The sequence below is a fragment of the Olsenella sp. oral taxon 809 str. F0356 genome (assembly GCF_000233535.1).
GTDB lineage: Bacteria > Actinomycetota > Coriobacteriia > Coriobacteriales > Atopobiaceae > Olsenella_I > Olsenella_I phocaeensis.
This window is the reverse complement of sequence record NZ_JH376563.1, coordinates 1,485,103-1,508,102: the sequence shown is the minus strand read 5'-3', so window position 1 is coordinate 1,508,102 and position 23,000 is coordinate 1,485,103. Positions and strand designations below refer to the sequence as shown.

24 protein-coding genes and 1 pseudogene are annotated in these 23,000 nt (G+C 67.0%); 8 read left to right on the top strand and 17 right to left on the bottom strand.

Annotation, left to right across the window (positions count from 1 at the left end; all coding sequences use genetic code 11):
* Positions 1-171: 171 nt before the first annotated feature.
* The 3 genes from pckA to HMPREF1008_RS06770 all read right to left on the bottom strand — a co-directional run bounded on the left by pckA (position 172) and on the right by HMPREF1008_RS06770 (position 4,326).
* A complete protein-coding gene (gene pckA, locus HMPREF1008_RS06780; protein WP_009279119.1) occupies positions 172-1,764 on the bottom strand; it encodes a phosphoenolpyruvate carboxykinase (ATP) in 1,593 nt (530 codons plus the stop codon).
* A 162-nt stretch (positions 1,765-1,926) separates the two neighbouring features.
* Entirely contained in the window at positions 1,927-3,318 is a 1,392-nt protein-coding gene (locus HMPREF1008_RS06775; RefSeq protein ID WP_009279118.1) for an ATP-binding cassette domain-containing protein, read from the bottom strand.
* 3 nt (positions 3,319-3,321) lie between these two features.
* Positions 3,322-4,326 carry an ABC transporter substrate-binding protein gene (locus HMPREF1008_RS06770; RefSeq protein ID WP_009279117.1) on the bottom strand — a complete coding sequence of 335 codons (1,005 nt, stop codon included), beginning with the start codon at positions 4,324-4,326 and terminating at the stop codon, positions 3,322-3,324.
* Positions 4,327-4,424: 98 nt separating this feature from the next.
* Between HMPREF1008_RS06770 and HMPREF1008_RS06765 the strand changes: the two genes are divergently transcribed.
* Genes HMPREF1008_RS06765 through HMPREF1008_RS09955 form a run of 3 tightly spaced genes read left to right on the top strand, consistent with a single transcriptional unit; the run spans position 4,425 to position 5,882 of the window.
* On the top strand, positions 4,425-5,306 hold the full coding sequence (locus HMPREF1008_RS06765; protein ID WP_009279116.1) for an aldose 1-epimerase family protein: 882 nt from the start codon (positions 4,425-4,427) through the stop codon (positions 5,304-5,306).
* 7 nt (positions 5,307-5,313) lie between these two features.
* Entirely contained in the window at positions 5,314-5,655 is a 342-nt protein-coding gene (locus tag HMPREF1008_RS09960) for a hypothetical protein (protein WP_009279115.1), read from the top strand.
* A complete protein-coding gene (locus tag HMPREF1008_RS09955; RefSeq protein WP_009279114.1) occupies positions 5,652-5,882 on the top strand; it encodes a hypothetical protein in 231 nt (76 codons plus the stop codon). The genes HMPREF1008_RS09960 and HMPREF1008_RS09955 overlap by 4 nt, the downstream gene beginning before the upstream one ends.
* 332 nt (positions 5,883-6,214) lie before the next feature.
* On the opposite strand, the gene HMPREF1008_RS06755 is transcribed toward HMPREF1008_RS09955, so the two are convergent.
* From HMPREF1008_RS06755 to rnd, 7 genes are all read right to left on the bottom strand, one after another.
* A complete protein-coding gene (locus HMPREF1008_RS06755) occupies positions 6,215-7,396 on the bottom strand; it encodes an acetate/propionate family kinase (RefSeq protein WP_009279113.1) in 1,182 nt (393 codons plus the stop codon).
* A gap of 84 nt (positions 7,397-7,480) precedes the next feature.
* On the bottom strand, positions 7,481-7,906 hold the full coding sequence (locus HMPREF1008_RS06750; RefSeq protein ID WP_009279112.1) for a C-GCAxxG-C-C family protein: 426 nt from the start codon (positions 7,904-7,906) through the stop codon (positions 7,481-7,483).
* Between the two features lies 1 nt (position 7,907).
* A complete protein-coding gene (locus HMPREF1008_RS06745) occupies positions 7,908-8,264 on the bottom strand; it encodes a histidine triad nucleotide-binding protein (RefSeq protein ID WP_009279111.1) in 357 nt (118 codons plus the stop codon).
* A 67-nt stretch (positions 8,265-8,331) separates the two neighbouring features.
* Complete coding sequence (gene xseB, locus HMPREF1008_RS06740) at positions 8,332-8,604, bottom strand: exodeoxyribonuclease VII small subunit (RefSeq protein WP_009279110.1); 273 nt, start codon at positions 8,602-8,604, stop codon at positions 8,332-8,334.
* A 4-nt stretch (positions 8,605-8,608) separates the two neighbouring features.
* Positions 8,609-10,000 (bottom strand): exodeoxyribonuclease VII large subunit, encoded by a 1,392-nt coding sequence (gene xseA / locus HMPREF1008_RS06735; protein ID WP_009279109.1) that lies wholly within the window; start codon positions 9,998-10,000, stop codon positions 8,609-8,611.
* The gene (locus HMPREF1008_RS06730; protein ID WP_009279108.1) at positions 9,987-10,685 is read right to left on the bottom strand and encodes a zinc metallopeptidase; all 699 of its coding nucleotides are present in this window, start codon (positions 10,683-10,685) and stop codon (positions 9,987-9,989) included. Before HMPREF1008_RS06730 ends, xseA begins: the two co-directional genes overlap by 14 nt.
* Before the next feature lie 108 nt (positions 10,686-10,793).
* Entirely contained in the window at positions 10,794-11,924 is a 1,131-nt protein-coding gene (gene rnd, locus HMPREF1008_RS06725) for a ribonuclease D (RefSeq protein WP_009279107.1), read from the bottom strand.
* A 103-nt stretch (positions 11,925-12,027) separates the two neighbouring features.
* Here rnd and HMPREF1008_RS06720 point away from each other — a divergent pair, with 103 nt between their 5' ends.
* Positions 12,028-12,969 carry a diacylglycerol kinase family protein gene (locus tag HMPREF1008_RS06720; protein ID WP_009279106.1) on the top strand — a complete coding sequence of 314 codons (942 nt, stop codon included), beginning with the start codon at positions 12,028-12,030 and terminating at the stop codon, positions 12,967-12,969.
* On the opposite strand, the gene HMPREF1008_RS06715 is transcribed toward HMPREF1008_RS06720, so the two are convergent.
* The 3 genes and pseudogenes from HMPREF1008_RS06715 to HMPREF1008_RS11080 form a co-directional block, all read right to left on the bottom strand.
* Positions 12,966-13,679, bottom strand: a complete 714-nt coding sequence (locus tag HMPREF1008_RS06715; RefSeq protein ID WP_009279105.1) for an acyl-[acyl-carrier-protein] thioesterase — start codon at positions 13,677-13,679, stop codon at positions 12,966-12,968. The two genes, HMPREF1008_RS06720 and HMPREF1008_RS06715, sit on opposite strands and share 4 nt — an antisense overlap.
* A 50-nt stretch (positions 13,680-13,729) precedes the next feature.
* The gene (locus tag HMPREF1008_RS10665; RefSeq protein ID WP_232202848.1) at positions 13,730-14,362 is read right to left on the bottom strand and encodes a hypothetical protein; all 633 of its coding nucleotides are present in this window, start codon (positions 14,360-14,362) and stop codon (positions 13,730-13,732) included.
* Between the two features lie 22 nt (positions 14,363-14,384).
* Positions 14,385-14,915: pseudogene (locus HMPREF1008_RS11080) on the bottom strand (cation diffusion facilitator family transporter); the annotation flags it as partial.
* Positions 14,916-14,999: 84 nt separating this feature from the next.
* Between HMPREF1008_RS11080 and HMPREF1008_RS06705 the strand changes: the two are divergent.
* The 4 genes from HMPREF1008_RS06705 to HMPREF1008_RS06690 all read left to right on the top strand — a co-directional run bounded on the left by HMPREF1008_RS06705 (position 15,000) and on the right by HMPREF1008_RS06690 (position 17,266).
* Positions 15,000-15,410 carry a (deoxy)nucleoside triphosphate pyrophosphohydrolase gene (locus tag HMPREF1008_RS06705; protein ID WP_009279103.1) on the top strand — a complete coding sequence of 137 codons (411 nt, stop codon included), beginning with the start codon at positions 15,000-15,002 and terminating at the stop codon, positions 15,408-15,410.
* A gap of 79 nt (positions 15,411-15,489) precedes the next feature.
* Positions 15,490-15,828: a hypothetical protein gene (locus tag HMPREF1008_RS06700; protein ID WP_009279102.1), complete on the top strand. Its 339-nt coding sequence runs from the start codon at positions 15,490-15,492 to the stop codon at positions 15,826-15,828.
* 64 nt (positions 15,829-15,892) lie between these two features.
* A complete protein-coding gene (gene thyA, locus HMPREF1008_RS06695; RefSeq protein WP_009279101.1) occupies positions 15,893-16,741 on the top strand; it encodes a thymidylate synthase in 849 nt (282 codons plus the stop codon).
* Positions 16,742-16,750: 9 nt separating this feature from the next.
* Complete coding sequence (locus HMPREF1008_RS06690) at positions 16,751-17,266, top strand: dihydrofolate reductase (RefSeq protein WP_009279100.1); 516 nt, start codon at positions 16,751-16,753, stop codon at positions 17,264-17,266.
* Positions 17,267-17,418: 152 nt separating this feature from the next.
* Here HMPREF1008_RS06690 and HMPREF1008_RS06685 read toward each other — a convergent pair whose 3' ends face one another.
* The 4 genes from HMPREF1008_RS06685 to adhE all read right to left on the bottom strand — a co-directional run bounded on the left by HMPREF1008_RS06685 (position 17,419) and on the right by adhE (position 22,486).
* Entirely contained in the window at positions 17,419-18,012 is a 594-nt protein-coding gene (locus tag HMPREF1008_RS06685) for a helix-turn-helix transcriptional regulator (RefSeq protein WP_009279098.1), read from the bottom strand.
* A 274-nt stretch (positions 18,013-18,286) separates the two neighbouring features.
* Complete coding sequence (locus tag HMPREF1008_RS09950) at positions 18,287-18,922, bottom strand: hypothetical protein (RefSeq protein WP_009279097.1); 636 nt, start codon at positions 18,920-18,922, stop codon at positions 18,287-18,289.
* A 112-nt stretch (positions 18,923-19,034) separates the two neighbouring features.
* Positions 19,035-19,811 (bottom strand): phosphotransferase family protein, encoded by a 777-nt coding sequence (locus HMPREF1008_RS06675; RefSeq protein ID WP_009279096.1) that lies wholly within the window; start codon positions 19,809-19,811, stop codon positions 19,035-19,037.
* A gap of 53 nt (positions 19,812-19,864) precedes the next feature.
* Positions 19,865-22,486, bottom strand: coding sequence for a bifunctional acetaldehyde-CoA/alcohol dehydrogenase (gene adhE, locus HMPREF1008_RS06670; RefSeq protein ID WP_009279095.1), 2,622 nt, complete (start codon positions 22,484-22,486; stop codon positions 19,865-19,867).
* Between the last annotated feature and the right edge of the window lie 514 nt (positions 22,487-23,000).

Sequence of the window (23,000 nt, the reverse complement as noted above, 5' to 3'; positions counted from 1 at the left end):
GAGGGGGCCGTTGCGAGGGAACCAGCGGAAGGAAAGCGGGGATGGGTGGCCAGGCGAGAGGGGCGCGCGGCCGAGGTCGGAGGTGCCGTCGCACCGGAACGTGGCACAGGCTCCGACGGGGGCCGGCCCCCGGGAGCCAACGCCGCACGCGGGCCCCGGGAGCCGACGGCGCTAGGCGGGGTTGGGTCCCGCGGCCCTCACGGCAGGGTCCATGTCGGGGTACTTCTCGCGTGCGTTCTCCACGAACATGCTCGCGAGCTGGCGGGCGACGCCATCATAGGCGGCCTTGTCCGCCCAGGTTCCACGCGGATTCAGGACCCGGCTGTCAACACCCTCGATGTGCTGGGGCACGTCCACGTTGAACACGGGGTCGTGGACGAACTCCGCCTCCTCGACCGAGCCGTTGAGCGCCGCCGAGACCATGAGGCGGGTGGAAGCGAGGTCCATGCGCATGCCCACGCCGTAAGGACCTCCCGTCCAGCCCGTGTTGATCAGGTAGACCCTGGTGCCGGCCTTGTCGATCTTCTTGCCGAACATGTCGGCATAGAGCAGGGGCGAGAGCGGCATGAAGGGCTCGCCGAAGAGGGTCGAGAAGGTGGGCTGGGGCTCGTCCACCCCGCGCTCGGTGCCCGCGACCTTGCTGGTGAAGCCGCTCAGGAAGTGGTACATGGCGCCGTTCTTGTCCAGGCGCGAGATGGGCGGGAGCACGCCGAAGGAGTCGCAGGTCAGGAAGATGATCACGTTGGGATAGCGCCCCTGGCCCATGACCTGGGCGTTGTCGATGAAGTCGATGGGGTATGCCACGCGCGTGTTCTCGGTCAGGGTGCCGTCGAAGTAGTCGGGCTTGCGGGTGGCGTTGTCCACGATCACGTTCTCGCAGATGCTGCCGAAGCGGATGGCGTTGTAGATCTGGGGCTCGGTCGCGGACGAGATGCGGATGGCCTTGGCGTAGCAGCCGCCCTCGAAGTTGAAGACGCTCCCCTCCGCCCAGCCGTGCTCGTCGTCACCGATGAGCATGCGGTCCGGGTCGGCCGAGAGCGTGGTCTTGCCCGTGCCGGAGAGGCCGAAGAAGACGGCCGTCTCGCCCGTGACGGGGTCCATGTTGGCCGAGGAGTGCATGGGCAGGACGCCCTCCTCGAGGGGCATGAGGTAGTTCATGACCGAGAAGATGGACTTCTTGATCTCGCCCGAGTACATGGTCCCCGCGATGAGGACCTCGCGCTCCTGGAAGTTGATGAGGACGACCGCCTCGGAGTGGGTCCCGTAGGTCGCGGGGTCCAGCCGTAGCGTGGGGGCGACGAGGACGCTGAAGTCCTGGGGCTCGAAGTCCGCCAGCTGGCGCTTAGACGGCCTGACCAGGAGCTGGCGGGCAAAGAGGGCCTGGCTCGCGCGCTCGCAGACCACGAGGAACTTGCGGCACCAGCGGCGATCGGCGCCGGCGATGGCGTGGACCACATAGAGGTCGCGCGTGCTCAGATGGTCGACCACGGCCTTCTTGACCCTCTCGTAGCCCTCGACGTCGAAGGGACGGTTGACGGCGCCCCAGGCGATGTCGTCGTGCACGTCGGGTGTGTCCACGATGAAGCGGTCTTCGGGGGAGCGACCGGTGTAGCGGCCCGTCTCCACGTACAGGGCGCCGCGCGAGGTCAGGCGACCCTCGTTGGCGAGCAGGGCCTTCTCCACCAGGACGGCCGGGGCCGCGTCCACCTGGATGGCACCCCTGCAGTTGACAAGACCGCAGGCAGCAAGCTGGTCTTGAATCATGACCCACCTCCTTCTCCATGGCCGCGGGCACGGGCTGGGACACGGCGCCGCGGGAGTTCAACCCGTCCAGCATATGGGAAGGCCGGAGGTGCCGGGAGTTTATTAACAAAGCTTAACGAGGGACGCGCCATGGGACGGGCCGGCGCCAGGTCCGCCCGCTCGCTAGCGCGTGGGGCGCAGGGAGAGGGGGCGCGCGCCCAGGGCGCGCAGGTCCCCCTCGTCGTGGGAGGCCATGACGAGGGTCCGGCCGCCGAGGAGCCGGTCCACGAGGGAGCGGCAGCGCCTGCGCGCGTCTGGGTCGAGCCCCGCGAAGGGCTCGTCCAGAAGGACGGTGTTCGAGGGCGAGAGGAGCGCGCGCACGAGTTCGACGCGCCTGCGCTGCCCGCCGGAGAGCTCGCCCACGGGTCGAAGGGGATCCACGCCGGGAAGGGCCTCCGCCAGGGTGCGCTCAACCTCGTCGCGCGCGCGGCCGCGCGCGCAGAGGAGGACGTTCTGGAGCGCCCCCATCTCGTCGACGAGGAGGCTTCCCTGGGTCTGGACGGAGAAGGGCGCGCCTCCGCGCAGCTCACCCGCCGTGGGAGCGAGGACGCCGTCGAGCAGGCGCAGGAAGGTGGTCTTCCCCGAGCCGGAGGCGTCGTTCAGGCAGGCGCGCGAGCCGGGCGCGAGCTCGAGGTCGAGTCCCTCGATGACGGAAGGGCCACCATACGAGAAGCGAAGCCCCCTGGCCACGATGGACGTCAGGGGCGGAAGGGCACGCCCTTCTCCTCCGCCCCCTCGCCCCAGGCCCATGAGGGAGAGGCTGCGACAGAGCGGGCCGGAGGCCTCCAGCAGCGCCACGACGAGCGCCTCGCTGAGCCTCGACGCCAGGATGACCAGCGCCGTCCAGGCGAAGACGTCCGAAGTCTCGAGCAGGAGCTTGGCCTGGAAGACGCGCTCCCCCACGCTGCCCAGGGATGAGCCGACGAGTTCGGCGGCCACAGCGGCCTTCCACGCCATCCCCACGGCACTCCGGGAGGCGGCGACCACGAAGGGGAGCACCTGCGGCCAAAAGCTGGCGAGGAGACGCCTCCAGAGGGGGACCCTCATGACGGAGAGGAGCGACGACATCCCTCGGTCTAGCTCGGACAGCCCCTCCAGGACGGCAAAGAGCAGGGGCGGAAAACAGGCGAGGAACACCGCCGCCTCGGCGACGCGCGCCGCCCCGAACCACAGGAGGAGCAGGACGATGACGCACACGATGGGGGCGCTCTTGAGCACCGTCACGCCGGGAAGGACGACGCGTCGGACGGCGGGGAAGGCGTCGAGCGCCCATCCCAGCGGGAGGGCCAAGAGGAGCGAGGCGGCAAAGCCCAGGGCGACGTGCGCGAGCGTCGCCGACCCCACCCGGACGAGCGTCCCTGCGGCAGCGAGGCGCGCGAGGCTCCCGAGCACGGCCAGGGGGCCAGGCAGCAGGAGCTCGCTCGAGACGAGGAGGCTCGCGACCTGCCAGGCGCCAAGCCAGAGCAGGCAGGCCGCGAGCCACGAGGCAAGCCTATGGGAGCGGCTTCCCCTCAAGGGCTAGCCCTGGAAGTAGAAGTCCTTGGGAGGGAGGCTCCCACCCACGGAGCTGGCGTCGACGGAGGCGATCGCCCCGAGGTAGCCCGAAAGCGCGCTTTCCATCTCGCCGCCGGTCAGGCAGACCAGGTGGCAGGCGGGGATGGCCTTCTCGACGACCTTCTCGTTGTCCATGATCCCGGCGGCCACCACCTTCGGGGAGACGCCAGCGGGGTCGGAGTTGGCGGCATCCACCGACGCCGCATGCTCCTTCAGGAACTCCTCCACGGCAGCCGGGTGGTCCCTCAGGAAGTCGTTGCGCACGACAGTGACGCCGGTGACCATAGTGGCGCCCTCGCCCGTCGCCGCCCAGGCGTCGTTGAGGTCGATTGCAGCGCGCAGCGAGGGGTTCTTCGAGGTTGCCGCGGTCACGTAGGGCTGGGGCAGCACACCGACCGCGGACGGGTCTGCCACGAGGGCGGCCACGACCTCGGTGGGGGCGCTCTTGAACTCGAGGGTCACCTTGTCTGCAAGCTCCGACTTCTGGAGCAGGTACTGCATGACGAACTCGGGCGTCGTGCCCTTGCCGGTCATGTAGACCGTCCTGCCGGCGAGGTCGGCGAGGCTCGACACGCCCTCGTCGCCCGTCACGACGGAGAGCACGCCCAGCGTGTTGACGTCGATGACCGAGACGGCCCCCTTGGTCTTGTTGTAGAGGACGGAGGCGACGTTGGCGGGAACCAAGGCAACGTCGAGGTCACCGCTCACGACGGAGGGGACGATCTCGTCGGCGGAGGAGGCGATGGTGAAACTGTAGGCGTTCGCGGTGCCGCCACCAGCCGCCCGGTCCATGAAGGACGCGAGGCCGATGGAGGTGGGACCCTTGAGGGAGCCGACGCGCACCGCGGTCACTCCCTGGGACCCCGTCGCATTCTGCCCCTGCCACGGCGCGCCAGCGCAGCCGACAAGGGCGAGGGCGAGGAGGACCACCACGAACGACGCGAGCGGGAACAGCTTTCTCTTGTGCATGCCTGAGCCTTCCTTTGCCTGGGGGATGTACTATCTATGTGCTCACACATTGCACATATTACTGCATCCAACTCAAGCGTTCGGGGCGGGAGGACGGCATGGAGGACACGGCACGCATCTCCTCTGGTCAAATCGAGGCCGAGGTCAGCAGGCTTGGGGCTCAGCTCATGAGCCTCAAGGCGGGCGGTACGGAGTGCCTGTGGCAGGGAGACCCCCGTTGGTGGCCCCGCCGGGCGCCCGTCCTCTTCCCCATCGTGGGCAACCTCAGGGGAGACCACGCCACCAGCGCTCGGGGAGAGATACGCCTCGGCAGGCACGGCCTCGCCCGCAACGAGGAGTTCTCGTTGGTGGAGCGGGAGGAGAACCGCGTCCTCCTGGAGCTCGAGTCGAACGAGGGGACGCGCCGGTCCTTCCCCTACGACTTCAGGCTGCGCCTCTCGTACGCCATCGACGAGAGCTCGCTCGTGCAGGGCTTCGAGGTCACCAACACCGGCTCGCACGACCTTCCCTATGTGCTGGGGGGCCATCCCGCCTTCAACGTCCCGGCTGTGGGAGCCTCCGATGGCTTCGATGCCTACCGCCTCGAGTTCGCCGAGCCTTGGACCTACGCCGCTCCGCGGATCGACGTCTCGACCGGCCTCCTCGACTTCCAGGACCGCCTCCCCCTCCTGGACGGCTGCTCCGTCCTGCCGCTGACCCACAGGACCTTCGACGTCGACACCCTGGTCTTCGAGGACGTCCCGCAGAGGCGGGTTCGTCTCGTGGGGCCGGAGGGACACGGCATCAGGGTCGACTTCGCGGGATTCGACTACCTCGGCGTCTGGTCTGCCGCCGGGGACGCGCCCTTCGTCGCGCTCGAGCCCTGGACGGGCTGCGCCACGGCGGAGGACGAGGACGACGTGTTCGAGCACAAGCGGGGCATGAGGCTCCTCTCGCCCGGACAGACAGACCGCCTCTCCTTCGTCGTCACCCCCTTCTAGGGGCGTCATGTCGGAACGACGCATCAGGCCGGCAGAGGTCCACGAACTTGACGACGTCATGCACGCGCTCGAGTCGTCGCGCTCCTTCATGCGCGCACGGGGCAACCCACAATGGGAACGCTCCTTCCCCACGAGGGCGGAGCTGACGTCGGAGCTCAGTCGCGGCACACTCATGGTCTGCGAGGAGGAGGGCGAGGGGGTCGTCGGATGCTTCGTCCTCGCGCCGGGGCCAGACCCCTGCTACCTGCGAATCGACGATGGAGACTGGCTGGACGACGGCCCCTACTTCGTCGTGCACCGCTTTGCCACGCTTCGCTTCGTCAGGGCAACGGAGTCGGCTCCTTCATGATGGCTTGGCTCTGCGAGACGGCAGACAGCCTGCGCATGGACACCCACGAGCTCAACCTGCCCATGCAGGGGCTGCTCGAGAGGCATGGCTTCAGGCGCTGCGGGGTCATCTGCCTTTCCAACGGAGAGGAACGGCTCGCCTACCAGTACCTCTCCCCCACGCACGAGCCAGAGTCGCGGGGCATCCTGGGATGGCTTCCTTGGCGCAAGGGCGGGCTTGGCAAGTAAGAGGAGCCACGACAGGGCCCTGCCAGGCGAAGGGCACTCGCCCGCAGTAGCGCAGCAACTCAAGACTCTCGACTATACAGGCCGACCAGGCCTCGCGAGTGCGCAAGCTGAAGGGTTAAGGTTGCACACTCGAGAGACGCTGGCTTCCTCTCAACTGGGAAAACACTGGGGAGAGGGACGTCGAATGCGCAACCTTAAGGTTTCAGCTTGCGCACTCGACATAGCGAGGGTAGGAATGGGCCCCGCCAGGCGAAGGAAACGCGCCCGCATTGCAGAGACGGCCCGACGGGAAATCCCGCCGGGCCGTCTCTGCAAAGCGTTTTGGCTTGAGACTACTTGCCCAGGAGCTCCTCGACGTCCATGGCGATCATGAGCTCCTCGTTGGTGGGAACCACGAGGACCTTGACCCTAGAGTCGGGCGCAGAGATGACGCGGGGCTCGCCGGAGCGGACCTTGTTGGCCTCCTCGTCGATCTTGACGCCGAGCCACTCGAGCTCCTTGGCGACGCCAAGGCGCATGATGTCGGAGTTCTCGCCGATGCCCGCAGTGAAGACCATGGTGTCGAAGCCATGCATGGACTGGGCCATCTCGGCGACGAGCTGGGAGGTGCGGTAGTAGAACATCTCGAGCGCGAGCTTGCAGTTCTCGTCGCCCCTCTCGGCACCCTCCTCGATGTCGCGGGAGTCGCTCGAGACGGCGCTGAGGGCCGCCAGGCCGGACTGCTTGTTCATCATGGTGTCGACCTCGTCGACGGTGTAGCCGCCGACGCGCTGCAGATAGAACACGGTGGCGGGGTCGACGCTGCCGCAGCGGGTGCCCATGATGAGGCCGTCGAGCGGGGTGAGGCCCATGGTGGTGTCCATCACGCGGCCGTCCTGGATGGCGGCGAGGGAGGCGCCGGAGCCCAGGTGGCAGGAGACGAGCTTGTGGACGTCGCCGTCCAGGAACTCGTTGGTGGTCTTCCAGATGAAGCGGTGCGAGGTGCCGTGCGCGCCGTACTTGCGGATGTGCAGCTTGTCGACCACGTCGCGCGGCAGGGCGTAGCGCCAGGCCTTCTCGGGCATGTTGTAGTGGAAGGAGGTGTCCGCCACGATCACGTTACCGATGCTGGGGAAGAGCTCGCGGCAAATCTGGATGACGTCTGCCTCGGCGTAGTTGTGCAGGGGTGCGAGAGGAGCGACCTCACGGGCCCAGCCCAGGGTCTCGTCGGTGACGACCTTGGACTCGGGGAAGTACCAACCACCCTGGACCACGCGGTGGCCGATGCCCTCGATCTTCGAAGTGTCAAAGCCGGCCTCGTCCAAGATCTTGAATACGTGCTGGATGGCGGTCTTGTGGTCCGGCAGGGCCACCTCGAGCTTCTGCTTCTCGCCGTCGTTCTCCTGGTGGCCGATGAACGAGTCGTCGATGCCGATGCGCTCGCAGTTGCCCTTTGCAAAGACCTGGCGGGTCTTGGTGTCGAGCAGCTGGTACTTGAGCGAAGAGCTGCCGGCGTTGATGACTAGGACGTTCATGGATCTCCTCTCGAGGCGGTGTGCCCAATCGGCACAAACTCTTTCTATCATAGCCCTCCGCCAGCCATGGGAGGACGTCACGGGCTAGGCCTGGCGCGTGCGCGCCTCCCGGAGCACGTCCTCGGCGATTCTCACCGCGTCGCTGACGCACTTCGTGCAGGGCGCGAGCACCGTTCCCGTCCCCACCCCCTTGAGCTCGCAACAGGTGGTCGATCCGTTTGCCTCGCCAAATCGCTCCACAATCTGACGCGAGAGACGGTACGTGGATGCCTTGCTGTTGGGATGGTCCAGGTCGCCCGTGCTGTTGAGGAGGCCGGCAACCATGCACGCACCCGCGACGGCACCACAGGTGGCCTGCATGCCGCCCATGCCTAGCCCCAGTCCCTCGGCAGCCCTGAAGAGGGAGGCCTCGTCCATGCCCAGCTCGTCGGCGAAGCTGCACGCCACCGCCTGGGCGCAGTTGTAGCCGCGGGCGTGTCGCTCGGCGGCCGCCTCCTCATGCGACGGCACGCTAGGACCTCGCGATCAGGCCCTCGCCCAGGGACTCCCCGCCCAGGACGTGGAGGTGCAGGTGGTGGACCGTCTGCCCGGCGTCATCGCCCGTGTTGGTGATGACGCGAAACCCCGTCTTGTCGATGCCCTCCGCGCGCGCGACCTCGCCCACGGCATGCGCGAGGGCGGCCAAGGTCGCCTCGTCGACGCCGTCGAGGATGTCCTCATGATGGCTCTTCGGGACGACCAGGACGTGCGTCGGCGCCTGGGGGCTCATGTCCCTGAACGCGCAGACCAGCTCGTCCTCGTACACGTAGTCGGACTCGATCTGGTGGTTGGCGATCTTGCAGAAGATGCAGTCGTCCCTGATGGCCATGGCCGTTCCTCTCCCCAGATGTCTGTTGCTTCCCGCTGGCATGGCGCGATGCGCCCGGACGCGGCGGCTACTCGTCCAGATAGGCGGTAGACGGCGCGGCCGTGGTGTCCGCGACGGCGGCGGGTTCCGTCGAGTCCACGAGCAGCTGCACCTTCTGCTCGGCCTCCGCGAGGCGCCTGCGCAGGCTCTTCAGGAGCTCCACGCCGCGACCGTAGCGGCTGAGGGACTCCTCGAGCTCCAGGTCACCCGCCTCGAGGGAGCGCACAATCTGCTCGAGCTCGATCGACGCCTCCTTGAAGCTCAGCTGCTCGATGTCGGCGTACGATGCCTTCTCTTCCATGGGTCTACTCCTTTCGCGAGGCGAGCTGCCTCGCCGTGTCAAGGCTTACGTCCGTCACCTGCGCGCCGACGCTCCCGTGCGCGAGCAGGAGGCGCAGCTCGTCTCCGGCGCCCACTCCCGCGGCGTCGGTCACGACATGTCCCTGCGCGTCGCGGGCTATGGCGTAGCCGCGCGTGAGGACCTTGAGGGGCGAGAGCGCCTCGAGCGTCGCCGCGAGGCGCAGGGTCTGGTGGTCGAAGGGAGAGAGGAGGCCCTCCCCTCCCACGCGCAGGCGGTCTGCCAGCCTGTGTGTGCGCTCGGCGTCGATGGCGAGGCCGCGGGGGACGGCGTCGTGCAGGCGTTGCTCGGTCTGCACGAGCTGGAGCTCCCGGTCGCGCAGCGTCGCCTCAGGGTCGCTCAGGCAGCGTCTGCTGCCCAGGGCCTCGACCCCCGAGCGGAGCTGGGCGAGGCGAGCGGCGAGAGAGCGCGAGGCGAGCGCCCCCAGCCCGTCGAGCGCCTGTCCGCTCAGGGCGAGCGTCGAGGACATGCTGCGGACGAGGCGCTTCGCACGCTCGGAGATCTGCAGCTCGACCTCGTCGATGCCCGGCGCGACCGACTCGGCAGCCGCCGTGGGCGTCGAGGTGCGTCGGTCGCCCACCATGTCGCAGATGGACGTGTCCGGCTCGTGGCCGATGCCCGTTATGACGGGGACGGGGCAGGCGGCGACGGCGCGGGCGAGCGCCTCGTCGTTGAAGGTCATGAGGTCCTCGAAGGAGCCGCCACCGCGCACCAGGAGGATCGCGTCGGGACGGGCCGCGGCGGCGACCCCCAGGGCACGGATGATGGACTCGGGGGCCCCAGGCCCCTGCACCATGCAGCCGGCGACCTGGACCTGCACGAGCGGGTTCCTGCGGGCGAGGGTGCGCTTCACGTCGTCGATGACCGAGCCCGAGAGGGAGGTGACCACGGCCACCCGCTGGCAGAAGCGCGGTATGAGGCGCTTGCGCTCCGGGGCCATGAGTCCCTCCGCCTCGAGCTTGCGGGCGAGCTGGGCCACCTGCTGGCGCAGGAGCCCCTCGCCCGCCACGCTGATGCGCGACGCCACGAACGAGAGCCTGCCGCTCCCCCGGTACACGTTGAACCTGCCCTGCATCTCGAGCTGGAGCCCGTCCCTGAGCCGCACGCCGGACTTGGCGTAGCTCCCGCGCCAGACGATGACGTCCATCGCGGAGGAGTCGTCCTTCACCTGGAAGTAGCAGTGGCCCGAGCGGGCGTTGGGGCCTCGGAACCCCGTCACCTCGCCGTTGACGAGCAGGGTGGGCATGGCGTCCGCCGCCGCGGCGGCAAGCCCCACCGCCTGGCTCACGGAGATGGGCTGGGAGCCACTCTCCAGGGCCCCTTCCCTAGCGCCTGTCACCGCTGCGTCCCAGGAGATAGAGGAGCTGCAGGATGGAGACGAGCGCCGCCGAGACGTAGGTGAGCGCCGCGGCGGTGAGGACCTGGCGGGCGCCGCGCCCGTCGAGCCCCTGGCCGTTCGCCGAGAGGTAGGCGACCGCGCGGCGCGAGGCGTCGATCTCGACGGGGAGGGTGACGAGCTGGAAGACGACCGAGAAGGCGAAGAGGGCGATGGCCAGGCGCACGAGGCCGGAGAGGCTCAGGAAGACGCCCAGCATGAAGACGACCGCCCACGCCTGCTGGGTGACGTTGACGACGGGCACCAGCGCCGAGCGCAGCCTGCCGAAGGCATAGCCCCTGGCGGTCTGCACGGCATGCCCGGCCTCGTGACAGGCCACGGCGACCGAGGCGACCGAGCCCTGCGCGTAGTTCTCGCCCGAGAGGTGCAGCTGGTTGTCGCGCGGGTCGAAGTAGTCCGTGAGGTGGCCCTCCACCCTGGTGATGCCCACGCCATGCGCCCCGCCCGAGTCGAGCATGCGGCGGGCGACCTCAGCCCCGGTGGCGCCCAGGGTGGACGGGACCTTGGACCACTTCCTGTAGGTGGACTGGATGTAGCTCTGGGTGAGGAGCCCCAGGACGAGCGAGACCAGGACCACGCCCAGGTAGCCCAGGTCCGCACCGTAACCGTAATACATGCCCATTGGCATACGACCTGCCTCCCATCCGATCGGTGACATGGAGCACTTGTACCCCATCCGCCCGCGCTGTCTTGCGCCCATCCTACGACAGTCCTGGGACACAATCGGCAAGGTCGCTCAGAGAAGCTCGATGTGTCCGTCCTTGACGGTGAGGCCCATCTCGCCCGAGAGGAGGCGGGAGAGCTGGCTTCCCAGGAGCTCCGCCCTCCACGAGCGCGAGAGCTTGGAGGAGGCGGGGTCAGAGACGTAGTCCTGGAGGTCCTCCCTCGTGGCGATGAGCTGGGCGGCGACGCCGCTGCGCTCCGAGACCAGCCTGAGGAGGGAGTACATGAGGTCCAGAACGCTCTCCGTCTCGGACGAGGGGCGCTCGCGGTGCGGGCGGAGGGGCATCTCGTCGGGATCGCAGGCGAGACCGCGCCCCACGGCAGCGACGAGCTCCTCGGCGTCGCGCGTGGGGAGCTGCTCGGTGCCCCGGATGCGCCTGAGCCGGTCCACGCCCCTGGGCGCCCTCTTGCAGAGCTCGACGAGCACCTCGTCGGAGACCACCCACTTGCGGGGGATGTTCCTGCGCGCCGCCTCCCGCTCGCGCCAGGCGCAGGCCTCGCGCGCGACGGAGAGCTGGCGGCGGGTGAGGGAGTTGGAGCGCTTGAGGTGCAGGTAGGCATCCCTGGGGTCGCGCTCGACGCGCGAGGGGTCGGTGAGGGAGCGCATCTCGGGCTCGAGCCAGGCCAGCCTGTCGCGGCGGGCGAGCTCCGACACCATCTGCTCATAGATGCGCGGGAGGTAGATCACGTCGTCCTCCGCGTAGCGCAGCTGCTCGGCGTCGAGGGGGCGGCGGGACCAGTCGGTGAGCGACTCCGCCTTGGGCAGGCGCACGCCACAGCAGGCCTCGACGAGGGCACCGTAGCCGATCTGCTGGCGATGCCCCAGGAAGGCAGCGGCGAGCTGGGTGTCGAAGACCGGCGCGGGCACGCAGCCCATGCCGTCCAGGATGACCTCGAGGTCCTGCGTGCACGCATGGAAGACCTTGGTGACGGAGCGGTCCTCGAGGAGCCTCCTGAGGGGCGTGAGGTCCTCGATGAGGATGGGGTCGACGGCACACGACTCGTCGGCGGTCGCGACCTGGATCAGGCAGAGCCGGGGAAAGTAGGTCCTCTCGCGCAGGAACTCGGTGTCCACCGCCAGCACCTTGGAGTCCGAGGCGCGCTCGCAGAAACGCGCGAGCCCCTCCGCGTCAGATATGTACACGCACGCTCGATTCATGTCTTGTCGCCAAAAACGGATACATTTGTATCCGTCGGCCGGCCCCTCGCCGGCCCCACCATCATACTCAAGGCCGTCGGAGGTCAGCATGCGCAGCCTCATAGTCCACAACAACGCTTCCGGCTTCGGGTCGGACGCGGTCTTCGAGTTCGAGCGCGCCCTGCTCGAACAGGGCGACGAGTGCGTGATGCGCGTGCTGCCCGGCTCGGGAGGAGGGCGCGAGTGCCTCGCGGACGCGGAGGACTTCGACCTCGTCGTGCTCTCGGGCGGGGACGGCACGGTGTCCGGCCTCCTCTGGGAGCTCAGGGGCCGCGACGTCCTCAGCTGCGTGTTCCCCTCGGGCACGGCCAACCTCCTGCACGCCAACCTGGGATCGGCCGCCGAGCCCGCGGCGATCGCCCGGGCCTGCAGGCGCGGCCTCTGGGCGCGCACCGACCTCGGCGAGCTGAGCTGGGAGGACCCCTCCGGCGCACACGTGTGCGGATTCGGCGTCATGTCCGGGACAGGCTACGACGCCCGCCTCATGCAGGCCGCCGTTCCCAACAAGCAGAGCATGGGGGAGGCGGCCTACTTCGCGGCGGCGCTGAAGAACATCCGACCGCAGGTATCACACTTCTCCATAGAGGTGGATGGCGAGCGTCACGAGCGTGACGGCATCGCCTGCATGGTCGCCAACTGCGCCATGATCCAGGGTGAGGTGGAGATCGTCCCCGACAGCAGCATGGACGACGGGCGTCTCGACGTGATCGTGCTCGAGACCGAAGACGCCGTCCACCTGCTCAGGCCCATGTTCGCAAGCCTCGTCGACCCTGCGGGAAGCCACCTGGGCAGGCCATACCTCGAGCACTTCTCAGGCGAGAGGGTCCACGTCCGCTCGAGCGAGCCCATGCCCATGCAGATCGACGGCGAGCTGGTCACGGAGGGGGTCACCGAATACGAGGCGCGGGCCCTCCCCTCCTGCTGCAAGCTGGTGGTGGACGGCCTCAGCCGCTACAGGCCACAGGGCGAGCGGGCGCCGGTGCGCCCCTAGCGAGAGAGCCGGACCACGGCGTAGCTCCTCTCGCCGCCGTCCGAGAGGTCAACGCAGGCGCCGTCCTGCCACCGGTGGACCCGGGGCGCCACGAGGTCCCCCAGAAGTGCCATCTGGCGGTACTGCACGCAGATCCGCCGTGGCTCGAAGGCCTCGCCCAGCTCCTCCAGCGCGTCGCAGGCAAGCTGGATGTACTGGGCGTTGTTGACGTGGCGGTTCGTGTCGAGGTGCTGCTCGGCGATGGTCACGGGACGCGTCTCTCGGTACGGTCCCTCGACCTCGAGCTTCCTCTTGGTGGGTGGCAAGTCGAGCCGGGGCGTGTCCTCGGCATATGCCAGCTGGGACTCCGGTATGCGCACGGGTGACTTTGCCTCGGTGTCATACACGAACCAGAGCGAGTCCGCCTGGACGTAGGTCCTCCCCTCGGGCGAGGAGATGGTGAAGCAGCGACCCGCCTGGGTGCGCCTCATGCTGTACGCCCAGGTGGAGACCACGATGGGGTCGAAGAAGCGCGGGAGCTCGTCAATCTCGATCTGCCAGGCGGAGATGAACCACGCGAAGTGGTGCGCGGCCATGAAGTCAAGGCCGATGCCCAGGCTCTGCGACTGGAAGGTCGAGCAGTCCTGCAGGTAGTTGACAAGGCCCAGGAGCGACAGCCTCCCGTCCTCGTCGCACTCGCTGTAACGCACCCTGCCATCGAAGCTGTACATGCGGCACCTCGCCATCTGGGTCGCCATCCCCGGGCGACGACCCCCCCATCCTAGTCCGAAACGTCCGAGTCGAGCCCCACGGTGAAGCTCCAGTCGGGATATGCCTCGGAGCATTCTGCACGGATCGCCTCGTAGGTCCCCATCCTGTCAGGGTCGTCGAAGTCGACGATCACGTCGAAGAGCGCCGTGTGCCTCTCTTCGTTTGCGTAGAACCCGTGCATCTGCGCCACGTGCTCGTGGGGCCACACGATGCGCTCCACCCCCTCGCGCAGGTCCCTCAGGACCTCCGACCCCGAATCGTTCGTCGCATAGATCCCGACCGTGGTCAGGATGACCCCGCATCGCTCGAACGCCCGTGACTGGATGGCGCGGGAGAGCGCGTCAATCTGTGGGGCGGCGAGGCGGTCATCCACCTCCACATGCACGCTTCCCTGAAGGCGCTGGGGCCCGTAGTCGCTCAGCAGGAGGTCATAGGCGCCACGCACCCCATCGACGGACTCGACCGCCTCCTTGACGCGACGCGAGACGCCGGCGTCGACGCACTCGCCCAGCACCTTGGAGAGGGTCTCTCGAAGCATGGAGACGCCGCTCTTGAGGATGATGACCGAGATGAGCGCGCCAAGCCATCCCTCGAGGCGCGCTCCGGTGCGCTCCGGTGGCGAGATGGACGAGGGCGGCCGCAAGGGTCGTCGCGGAGATGGCCGCGTCCATGGATGCGTCGGTGCCGGAGGCGACGAGGGCGTCGGAAGAGACGCGTCTGCCCACCGACCTCGCGTGTCTTCCCATGAGGAGCTTGGCGACGACCGCCGCCGCGACGATGGCGAGGGACGCCGCAGAGTAGTCTGGCGTCGCGGGGTCCAGGATGGACGCGACAGACTCCTTGAGGGAGCTTGCGCCCGCCGCAAGCACTATTGCCGCGATCACGATGGCGGAGAGGTACTCCACGCGGCCGTAGCCAAAGGGATGCCGTCTGTCGGCCGGACGGGAGGCAAGTCGCGTCCCGATGATGGTGATGAGCGAGGACAGGGCGTCCGAGAGGTTGTTCACCGCGTCGAGCGCGATCGCGATGGAGCCCGTGAGGGCGCCCACGACCGCCTTGAAAGCCGCGAGCACGACGTTGCCGGCGATGGCCAGCTCGCTCGCGCGAACGATGGTCCGGTCCCTCTCGCCCTCGTCCCTTTCCAAGAGCGTCCTCAGCTCCTGGCCCCCCTCCGAGTCGACCTGCTCCCCTGACATGTCGCGATACCTCCGCGCTATAGAATCGAATGGGCTCCGCATACCAACCACTGATACCCATCGCGAGGGCCCGGAGGTGCGTGAATGGAAAAAACCAAGGTCGTCTGTGCCATCGTCCAACGCGGCGGGAAGGTCCTGGCGGCACGGCGCGGACATGGCATGGAGGGATGGGAGTTCCCCGGCGGCAAGGTGGAGGAGGGCGAGTCGCGCGAGGAGGCCCTCAGGCGCGAGGTGCGGGAGGAGCTGGGGTGCGAGCTCTCCACCATCTGGTACCTCGACAGCGTCGACTACGAGTATCCCGGCTTCCACCTGGACATGGACTGCTTCGTGTGCAGCCTCGCCGAGGATGAGGAGCCCGTCCTTCGCGAGCACCGCGAGCTCCGCTGGCTGGGCCGGGACGAGCTCACCGACGTCGACTGGCTTCCCGCGGACCACGGGCTGATCATGACGCTGGGCGTGATGTGGGACTCCGTCTTCGAGTCCAGCCATCTCTAGGCTACAGGCACCCCGAGGAAATGCGACGTGACGCCTTGCCTCGGGTATCATGGGAAGCCAGCCCACAGAGGAGGTGTGCATGGAGGAGCAGGCTCAGGTCACCGAAAGCGGGCCACAGGTCATAGAGACCGCCTCGGGCACCACCTCGCCTGACAACGCGAACTCGGGGGCCAAGCCCCTCGTCATAGCCGGCCTGGGCCTCCTGCTGGCCATCCTCGTCTTCTCCTACCTGGGTGGCTGCGCCGCCCAGGTCGTGGGTGACGCCCTCGACAGGGAATTCAGGGCCTTCGCCCAGATGAAGGGCTCGGGAGGGAATGCCTGGGAGACCGACGAAGACGACGAGGATCTCGTCCGGGAGCTTGAGGAGCTCCTCCGCGACGACCAGGACCTCGGGTCATCCCCCATCCAGCGAGGCTAGGCCAACGAGGGCGGCGACGTGCCGCCACAACCAAAATCCAGGGCGCAAGGCGAGAGGAGCGCGCATGAGCAAGGCCGACGACATCTTCATTGGCATGTGCAGGCAGATCATCGAGCACGGCAGCACCACCGAGGGCCAGAAGGTCCGGCCCCGCTGGGAGGACGGCAGTCCCGCCTACACCATCAAGAGCTTCGGCGTGTGCAACCGCTACGACCTGCGGGAGGAGTTTCCCGCCCTCACCCTGAGGAGGACCGCCCTCAAGAGCGCCATGGACGAGGTCCTCTGGATCTACCAGCGCAAGTCCAACAATATCAACGACCTCCACTCCCACATCTGGGACGAGTGGGCCGACGAGGACGGCAGCATAGGCAAGGCCTACGGCTATCAGGTCGCGCAGAGGAGCCATTACCCCGAAGGCGACTTCGACCAGATGGACCGCGTCCTCTATGACCTCAAGAACAACCCCTACTCCCGCCGCATCATGACCAACCTGTACACCTTCGGCGACCTCAGCGAGATGAACCTCTATCCCTGCGCCTTCAACGCCATCTACAACGTGACCCATGCGGAGGGCGACGAGAGGCCGACCCTCAACATGCTGCTCGTCCAGCGCAGCCAGGACGTGCTCGCCGCGAACAACTGGAACGTCTGCCAGTACGCGCTCCTGCTCATGATGGTCGCCCAGGCCAACGACATGGTGGCCGGCGAGCTCGTGCACATGATCGCCGACGCCCACATCTACGACCGCCACGTGGACATCGTGCGGGAGCTCATCTCGCGCCCGACCCACCCTGCACCCAAGGTGAGCCTGAACCCCGAGGTGCACGACTTCTACGACTTCACCACCGACGACCTCGTCGTGGAGGGCTACGAGCACGGGCCGCAGGTCAAGAACATCCCCATCGCGGTCTAGGGCGAGGGCATGAACGCGATAGTCTCCGTCACCCCCAGCTGGGGCATAGGGCGCGACGGCGCGCTCCTGGTGCGCAACCGCGCCGACATGCGCCGCTTCGTGGAGCTCACCATGGGCGGCACCGTCATCATGGGGCGCAAGACCCTCCAGAGCTTCCCCGGTGGCCCCCTCAGGGGACGCCGCAACGTCGTGCTCACGCGCGGGACAGGGGGCCTGCCCGAGGGCGTGGAGGTCGCGAGCGGCATCGAGGAGGCGCTGGGCCTCGTCGCGGACACGACTCCCGACGAGGTTTGGCTCATAGGAGGACAGAGCGTCTACCAGGAGCTCCTACCCTGGTGCGAGCGCGCCTACGTGACGATGAACTACGTCGAGGCGGAGGCCGACGCCTGGTTTCCCCGGCTCGACGACCTTCCTGGCTGGAGGATCGAGTCGCGCGAGGAGGGTGGCGTCACGGCGGGGGGCGTGCCCTTCGAGTACCTGACCTACCGTCAGCTTGAGCCACGGGGCCTGGAGGGACACGACTAGCCCACGGCCATCGACGGCGGGAGCCGTGCGAAGAAAGGGCTCGGTCGCATTATCCGTGTGAAATCATGTCTGAGCCGAAGGCGTCGACCCTGCTCGGCTCACGGACGAGCAGGGTCGCGACACCACAAAAGGCGAGGCACATGCGCGTACCTCTACAGACTCTTAGCCACCAAGATCGCGACTAGAGCAATCGCCGCTCCCACGAGGGCGCCGACCACCACCTTCGCGAGGCTCGCCAGGAGCGGGTGGCTGTGGCCGAGGGCCGCCTCGTCAGAGCGCCCCTTCGACGTCTCCCCGTTCATGAACGCCGCTATGTCCTGGTAGGTCACGAGCTCGTAGCTCTTCTTGATCTTCTCGATGGCGATCGCCGCCGCCATCGCGATGCCCCACCCGAGCACGAGGATCACGAGCGAGGGTGCCGTCTGCCACCCCCACCTGAAAAGGCCCAAGGTCGGCACCACGATGGCGAAGAGCGCGAATACCCACATCACCTGGGCAAGCATCTTCATCCTCTTCGCCGCCTTCTCGATTTCCGCATCGATCATCTCCATGTCTCCCTTCACGAGCTGGTCTATGGAGACGCCGAACAAGTCGCTCATCAGCAGGAGGCTCTGCACGTCGGGATAGGTCTTGCCCGTCTCCCAGTTGGAGACGGTCTGGCGCGAGACGAAGATGGCGCGCGCCAGGTCGTCCTGGGACATGCCCTTGCCACTGCGGTGCTGCTTGATGAGGCTCCCGAGTTCCATGCGTCCCCTTTCGAGGCGACGCCCTCGTCGCCCTGCTCCTGAAGGTAGGGACATCCTAGGCCATACGCAGCCAAATGCATTTGACGGCGGTCACCTGAAGGTCCCGCGGCGCTGCAAAAAGTCTTTGGCAGAGCTCTTACCAGGCTTTTTCAATAAAACGAGGGCAGGAGGCACAGAGCGATGGAAGACGTCGAGAATCTGCGTCTTCGCCAATCGCCGCAACATGCAGATTGCTTCGGTCTGCGACCCGTATCGTTGCCCAGGTGCCGGACGCCTAGACGAGCGCTTCCAGGGACGAGAGGTCGATGTTGCCGAACAGGACGTCCGCCATCCTCTGGGCGTCATCCTTCGTGGGCTGCCAGCCATCCTCGCCCTTCACCAGGTCGAGCGTAACGTCACCCTCGACCTGGGCGTCACTTGCGTCCAGGTTCTCGTAGAAGCGGGAGAGGAGCTTCTGCGCCACGGCGACCTCCCCGCCGTCCTGGTAGGTCGAGACGAGCTCGGCCATCCCCTCGCCGGAGGAAAAGCCCGACCAGGTCGCCTCGAGCGCCGGGGCGAGGTCGCGCCCCTTGACGTGCACGGCGGCGGTCGCCGTGTCACCATCCACGCTCACGTCCCCCAGCTGGTAGTCGAAGCCTTTGAGTACGTGCGCGGCAAGGTCGTACACGTCGATCCCATAGCCTTCGAGCCTGCTCACGCCGTCCTGCCCCAGCTGCGACACGTAAGGCTCCAGCGACTCCCTGCTCGGGTTCTTGAGCGCGTCCAGGCTTTGCGTGAGGCCAGCCCGTATGAGCTGCTCCTCCGCCTGCTTGCATCCAGCGAGCGAGAGCCCCGCACCCACGGCAAGCACCAGGGCGAAGGCCAGGCAGGCAAGCCTGGCAAGTCCCCTTCGAGTGGTCTTTGCGCGCATCTCTCCCCTTCCTTCGGGCCTTGTCCTTGCTGGGGCGTCATGCGCAGGGGACCCGAAAGGCTCTCCGGGTCCCCTGCATCCCTAACTCACGTGGCGGGCCATGCCCCGTTGCCTACTCGTAGTCGCCCACGTTGACCATACCGGCGAGCTTCTCCTCGTTGACCTTGCGGTTACGCGAGAGCTCCGCGGCGGCGACGACGGGCAGCCAGTAGTGCACGACCTGCTTGGGCGTGTCGGTACGCCGCGAGTAGATGACCAGGTACTCCTCGGCAAGCTCGGGGTCCTCGAGGCTGAAGAGCAGGTAGGTCATGGCGGCGTCAAGCTCGGGCAGGCCGGCGGTGACGTGCGCCCAGTCGCAGACGTAGAGCTCGTTGCCGTCCTCGCTCACGATCACGTTGGAGGGGACGAAGTCGCCGTGGCACACCCTCATGCCGGGCTTCATCCCGTCGACGCGCATCTCGAGGTCGTAACGCACGGAGGGGTCGATGCCCTTGCAGCTGGCTATCATGCGTGCCAGCTTGTCCTTCTGGCGGTTGAGCAGGGGTGCCTCGAAGGAGTGGACCTCCGCCTGGAGGTCCACCAGCTGCTCCAGGTAGCGCCCCCTCCCCTCGGGATCGCCCTGGGCGACCTCGAGCAGCGTCACGCCGTGGACGTAGCGGGTGGCAAGGGCCCAGGAGCCCTTGTGCTCGCCCTCCTCCACGCGGGAGACCTCGAGCACCTCGGGGACGCGGATGCCCACGCCCTGGACGCGCGCGAGGTTGAGGGCCTCGTTGAACACGTCGGCCGCGGGCTTCTCGCTGTTGAACACCTTAACGAGCCTGTCACCATCGTGGTAGACGACCTTGTTGCCACGACGCACCAATTCGACCTTGCCGTCAGACAGCTTCATTGCGATCCTCCTCGTGGGTCACGAATCGTTGCTTCCTTCGACCTCCCGCAGCGCTAGTCCTCGTAGGAGCTAGGCTCGCGGCCGTAGTAGGCATCGAGGTAGAGCTCCTTGATCTCGCTCATCAGGGGATAGCGGGGGTTCGCGCCGGTGCACTGGTCGTTGAAGGCCTGCTCCACCATGGCGTCGAGGTTGTCGAGGAAGTTCTTCTCGTCCACGCCGTACTCGGCGATGGTGCGATGGACGCCCACGTAGTCGAAGAGCTCCTGGATCTTGGCGACGAACTTCTCGAAGACCTCCTGGTCGTCCTTGCCGGTGACGCCACAGTAGCGGGCGGCCTCGGCGTAGCGGTGCAGGGTCTTGGGATGGTCATACTGCGGGAAGGTGCCCATGCGGGTGGGGCGCTCGGCCGCGTTGTAGCGCATGACGCGCGTGAGGATCACCGCGTTGGCCCAGCCGTGCGGGATGTGGTGGAAGGCGCCCAGCTTGTGCGCCATGGAGTGGTTGATGCCGAGGAACGCGTTGGCGAAGGCGAGGCCACCCAGGCAGGAGGCGTTCGCCATGTGGTCGCGGGCCTCGACGTCGGTCGGGTTGTCGTAGGCGCGGGGCAGGTAGTCGAAGACCAGCTTCATGCCCTGGAGTGCCAGGGGGTCGGTGTAGTCGGACGCCATGACCGACACGTAGGCCTCGAGGCAGTGGGTCAGGACGTCGACGCCAGAGGACGAGGTGAGGCCACGCGGCTGGGTCATCATGTTGTCCGTGTCCACGATGGCCATGTTGGGCATGAGCTCGTAGTCGGTGATGGGCCACTTAACGCCGGTCGTCTTGTCGGTGATGATGGCGAAGGGCGTGACCTCGGAGCCGGTGCCCGAGGAGGTGGGGATGGCCACGAAGTAGGCCTTCTTGCCCATCTTGGGGAAGGTGTAGACGCGCTTGCGGATGTCCATGAAGTCGGCGGACATGTCCTCGAACTTCTCGTCCGGGTTCTCGTACATCGACCACATGATCTTGCCGCAGTCCATGGCCGAGCCGCCGCCCATGGCGATGATCACGTCGGGCTCGAAGGCCTTCATCTGCTGCAGGCCCTCGAGCGCGGACTGCAGCGAGGGGTCGGGCTCGACGTTCCAGAAGCTGGAGTGCACGATGCCCATCTGGTCGAGCTTGTCCTCGATGGGCTTGGTGAAGCCGTTCTTGTAGAGGAACTGGTCGGTGACGATGAAGCAGCGCTTCTTGCCCATGACCGTGCCCAGCTCGTCCAGGGCGACGGGCATGCAGCCCTTCTTGAAGTAGACCTTCTCGGGGGTACGGAGCCACAGCATGTTCTCACGCCTCTCTGCCACGTCCTTGACATTGAGCAGGTTGGCGACGCCGACGTTTCCGCAGACGGAGTTGCCTCCCCAGGTTCCGCAGCCGAGGGTGAGCGACGGGGTCATCATGAAGTTGTAGATGTCACCGATGCCGCCCTGGGCAGCGGGGGTGTTGACCAGGATGCGGCAGGTCTTCATGGCATTCTGGTGCTTCTCGAGCTTCTCGGTCTCGCGCACGTCACAGAAGAGGGAGCTCGTGTGGCCGTAGCCGCCGTCGGCGACCAGGCGCGATGCCTTCGCGATGGCGTCGTCGAAGTCCTTGGCGCGGTACATGCCCAGGATGGTGGTGAGCTTCTCGTGCGCCCAGCGGTTGGAGGGCTCGACGGACTCGGTCTCGCCAATCAGGACCTTGGTGGACCTGGGGACGTCCACGCCCGCCTCGCAGGCGATGTGGTAGGCGGACTGGCCCACCATGGCGGCGTTGACCGCGCCGCCGTCCTTGATGACGAGGTTGACGACCTTGTCCGCCTCCTCGCCCTTCAGGAAGTAGCAGCCGCGCTTCTCGAACTCGGCCTTGACCGCGTCGTAGACGCCGTCGAGGACAATCACGTTCTGCTCGGTGGCGCAGATCATGCCGTAGTCGAAGGTCTTGGAGTGGATGATCGAGTTGACCGAGAGCTCGACGTCCGCGGAGTCGTCGATGATCGCGGGGTTGTTGCCGGGGCCGACGCCCAGGGCGGGCTTGCCCGAGCTGTAGGCGGCGTTGACCATGCCGGGGCCGCCCGTTGCCAGGATGGTGTCGCAGGAGTGCATCAGCTCGTTGGTGAGGGCGAGCGAGGGCTCGTCGATCCACGAGATGATGCCCTTGGGCAGGCCTGCCGCCTCGGCGGCGTCGCGTACCACGCGCGCGGCCTCGATGGTGCACTGCTTGGCGCGGGGGTGCGGGCTGATGATGATGGCGTTGCGGGTCTTGAGGCAGACCAGCGTCTTGAAGATGGCCGTCGAGGTGGGGTTGGTGGTGGGGATGACGGCGGCGATGATGCCGATGGGCTCCGCGATCTTCTTGAAGCCGTAGGCCTTGTCCTCGAAGATTACGCCGCAGGTCTTGGTGTTGCGGTACTTGTTGTAGATGTACTCCGCCGCGTAGTGGTTCTTGATGACCTTGTCCTCGACGAGGCCCATGTGGGTCTCTTCCACCGCGAGCTTGGCCAGCGGGATGCGGGCCTTGTCGGCCGCCATGGCGGCCTCGTAGAAGATCCTGTCGACCTGCTCCTGGGTGAACGTTGCGAACTCGGCCTGGGCCACGCGCATCTGCGCGATACGCTCTGCCAGGGCATCGACGCTGTCGATGACTTTCTCGGCCTTTGCCATGCTTCCCCTTTCGCGTGAGGTAGGGCACCGCAGTCGGTGATGCCGTCTACGTAGGGCTCTACGTACGGTCCTAATCATAGCGAAAAAGCCTTGCGGGGATATGCGCAAAGACAGGCCTAAGCGCTTCAGATTTGCACCTTTACCTGCGGTTGTCTATCAAATGATGTACAAGTGGGCCCTAATTGGCGCCCAGTGGCGCAATTGGGCCGCAAGGCAATGAGGCCACTGACGCCATGCGGCGACGGAGCGCGCGTCCCTCTCGCCTGGCGCGTTCTCTATGCGAGCAGCTGCGCCCCTGCAGGCGTTCTCTATGCCGTCGCGGCCCACCGTGCGTTCTCTATGCAAGCCGTCGCGCCCCTGCAGGCGTTCTCTATGCAAGTCTCTTACTTCTCGCTCACAAAATCCCAGTTGGGACCGAAGCGATTTCAGAGATGTGCATAGAGAACGTCGGGGGCAAGAAGAACGTACGGGAGGAAGAACGCATGGGGAGGCGTCGTGGGCGAAAGGGCAAGAT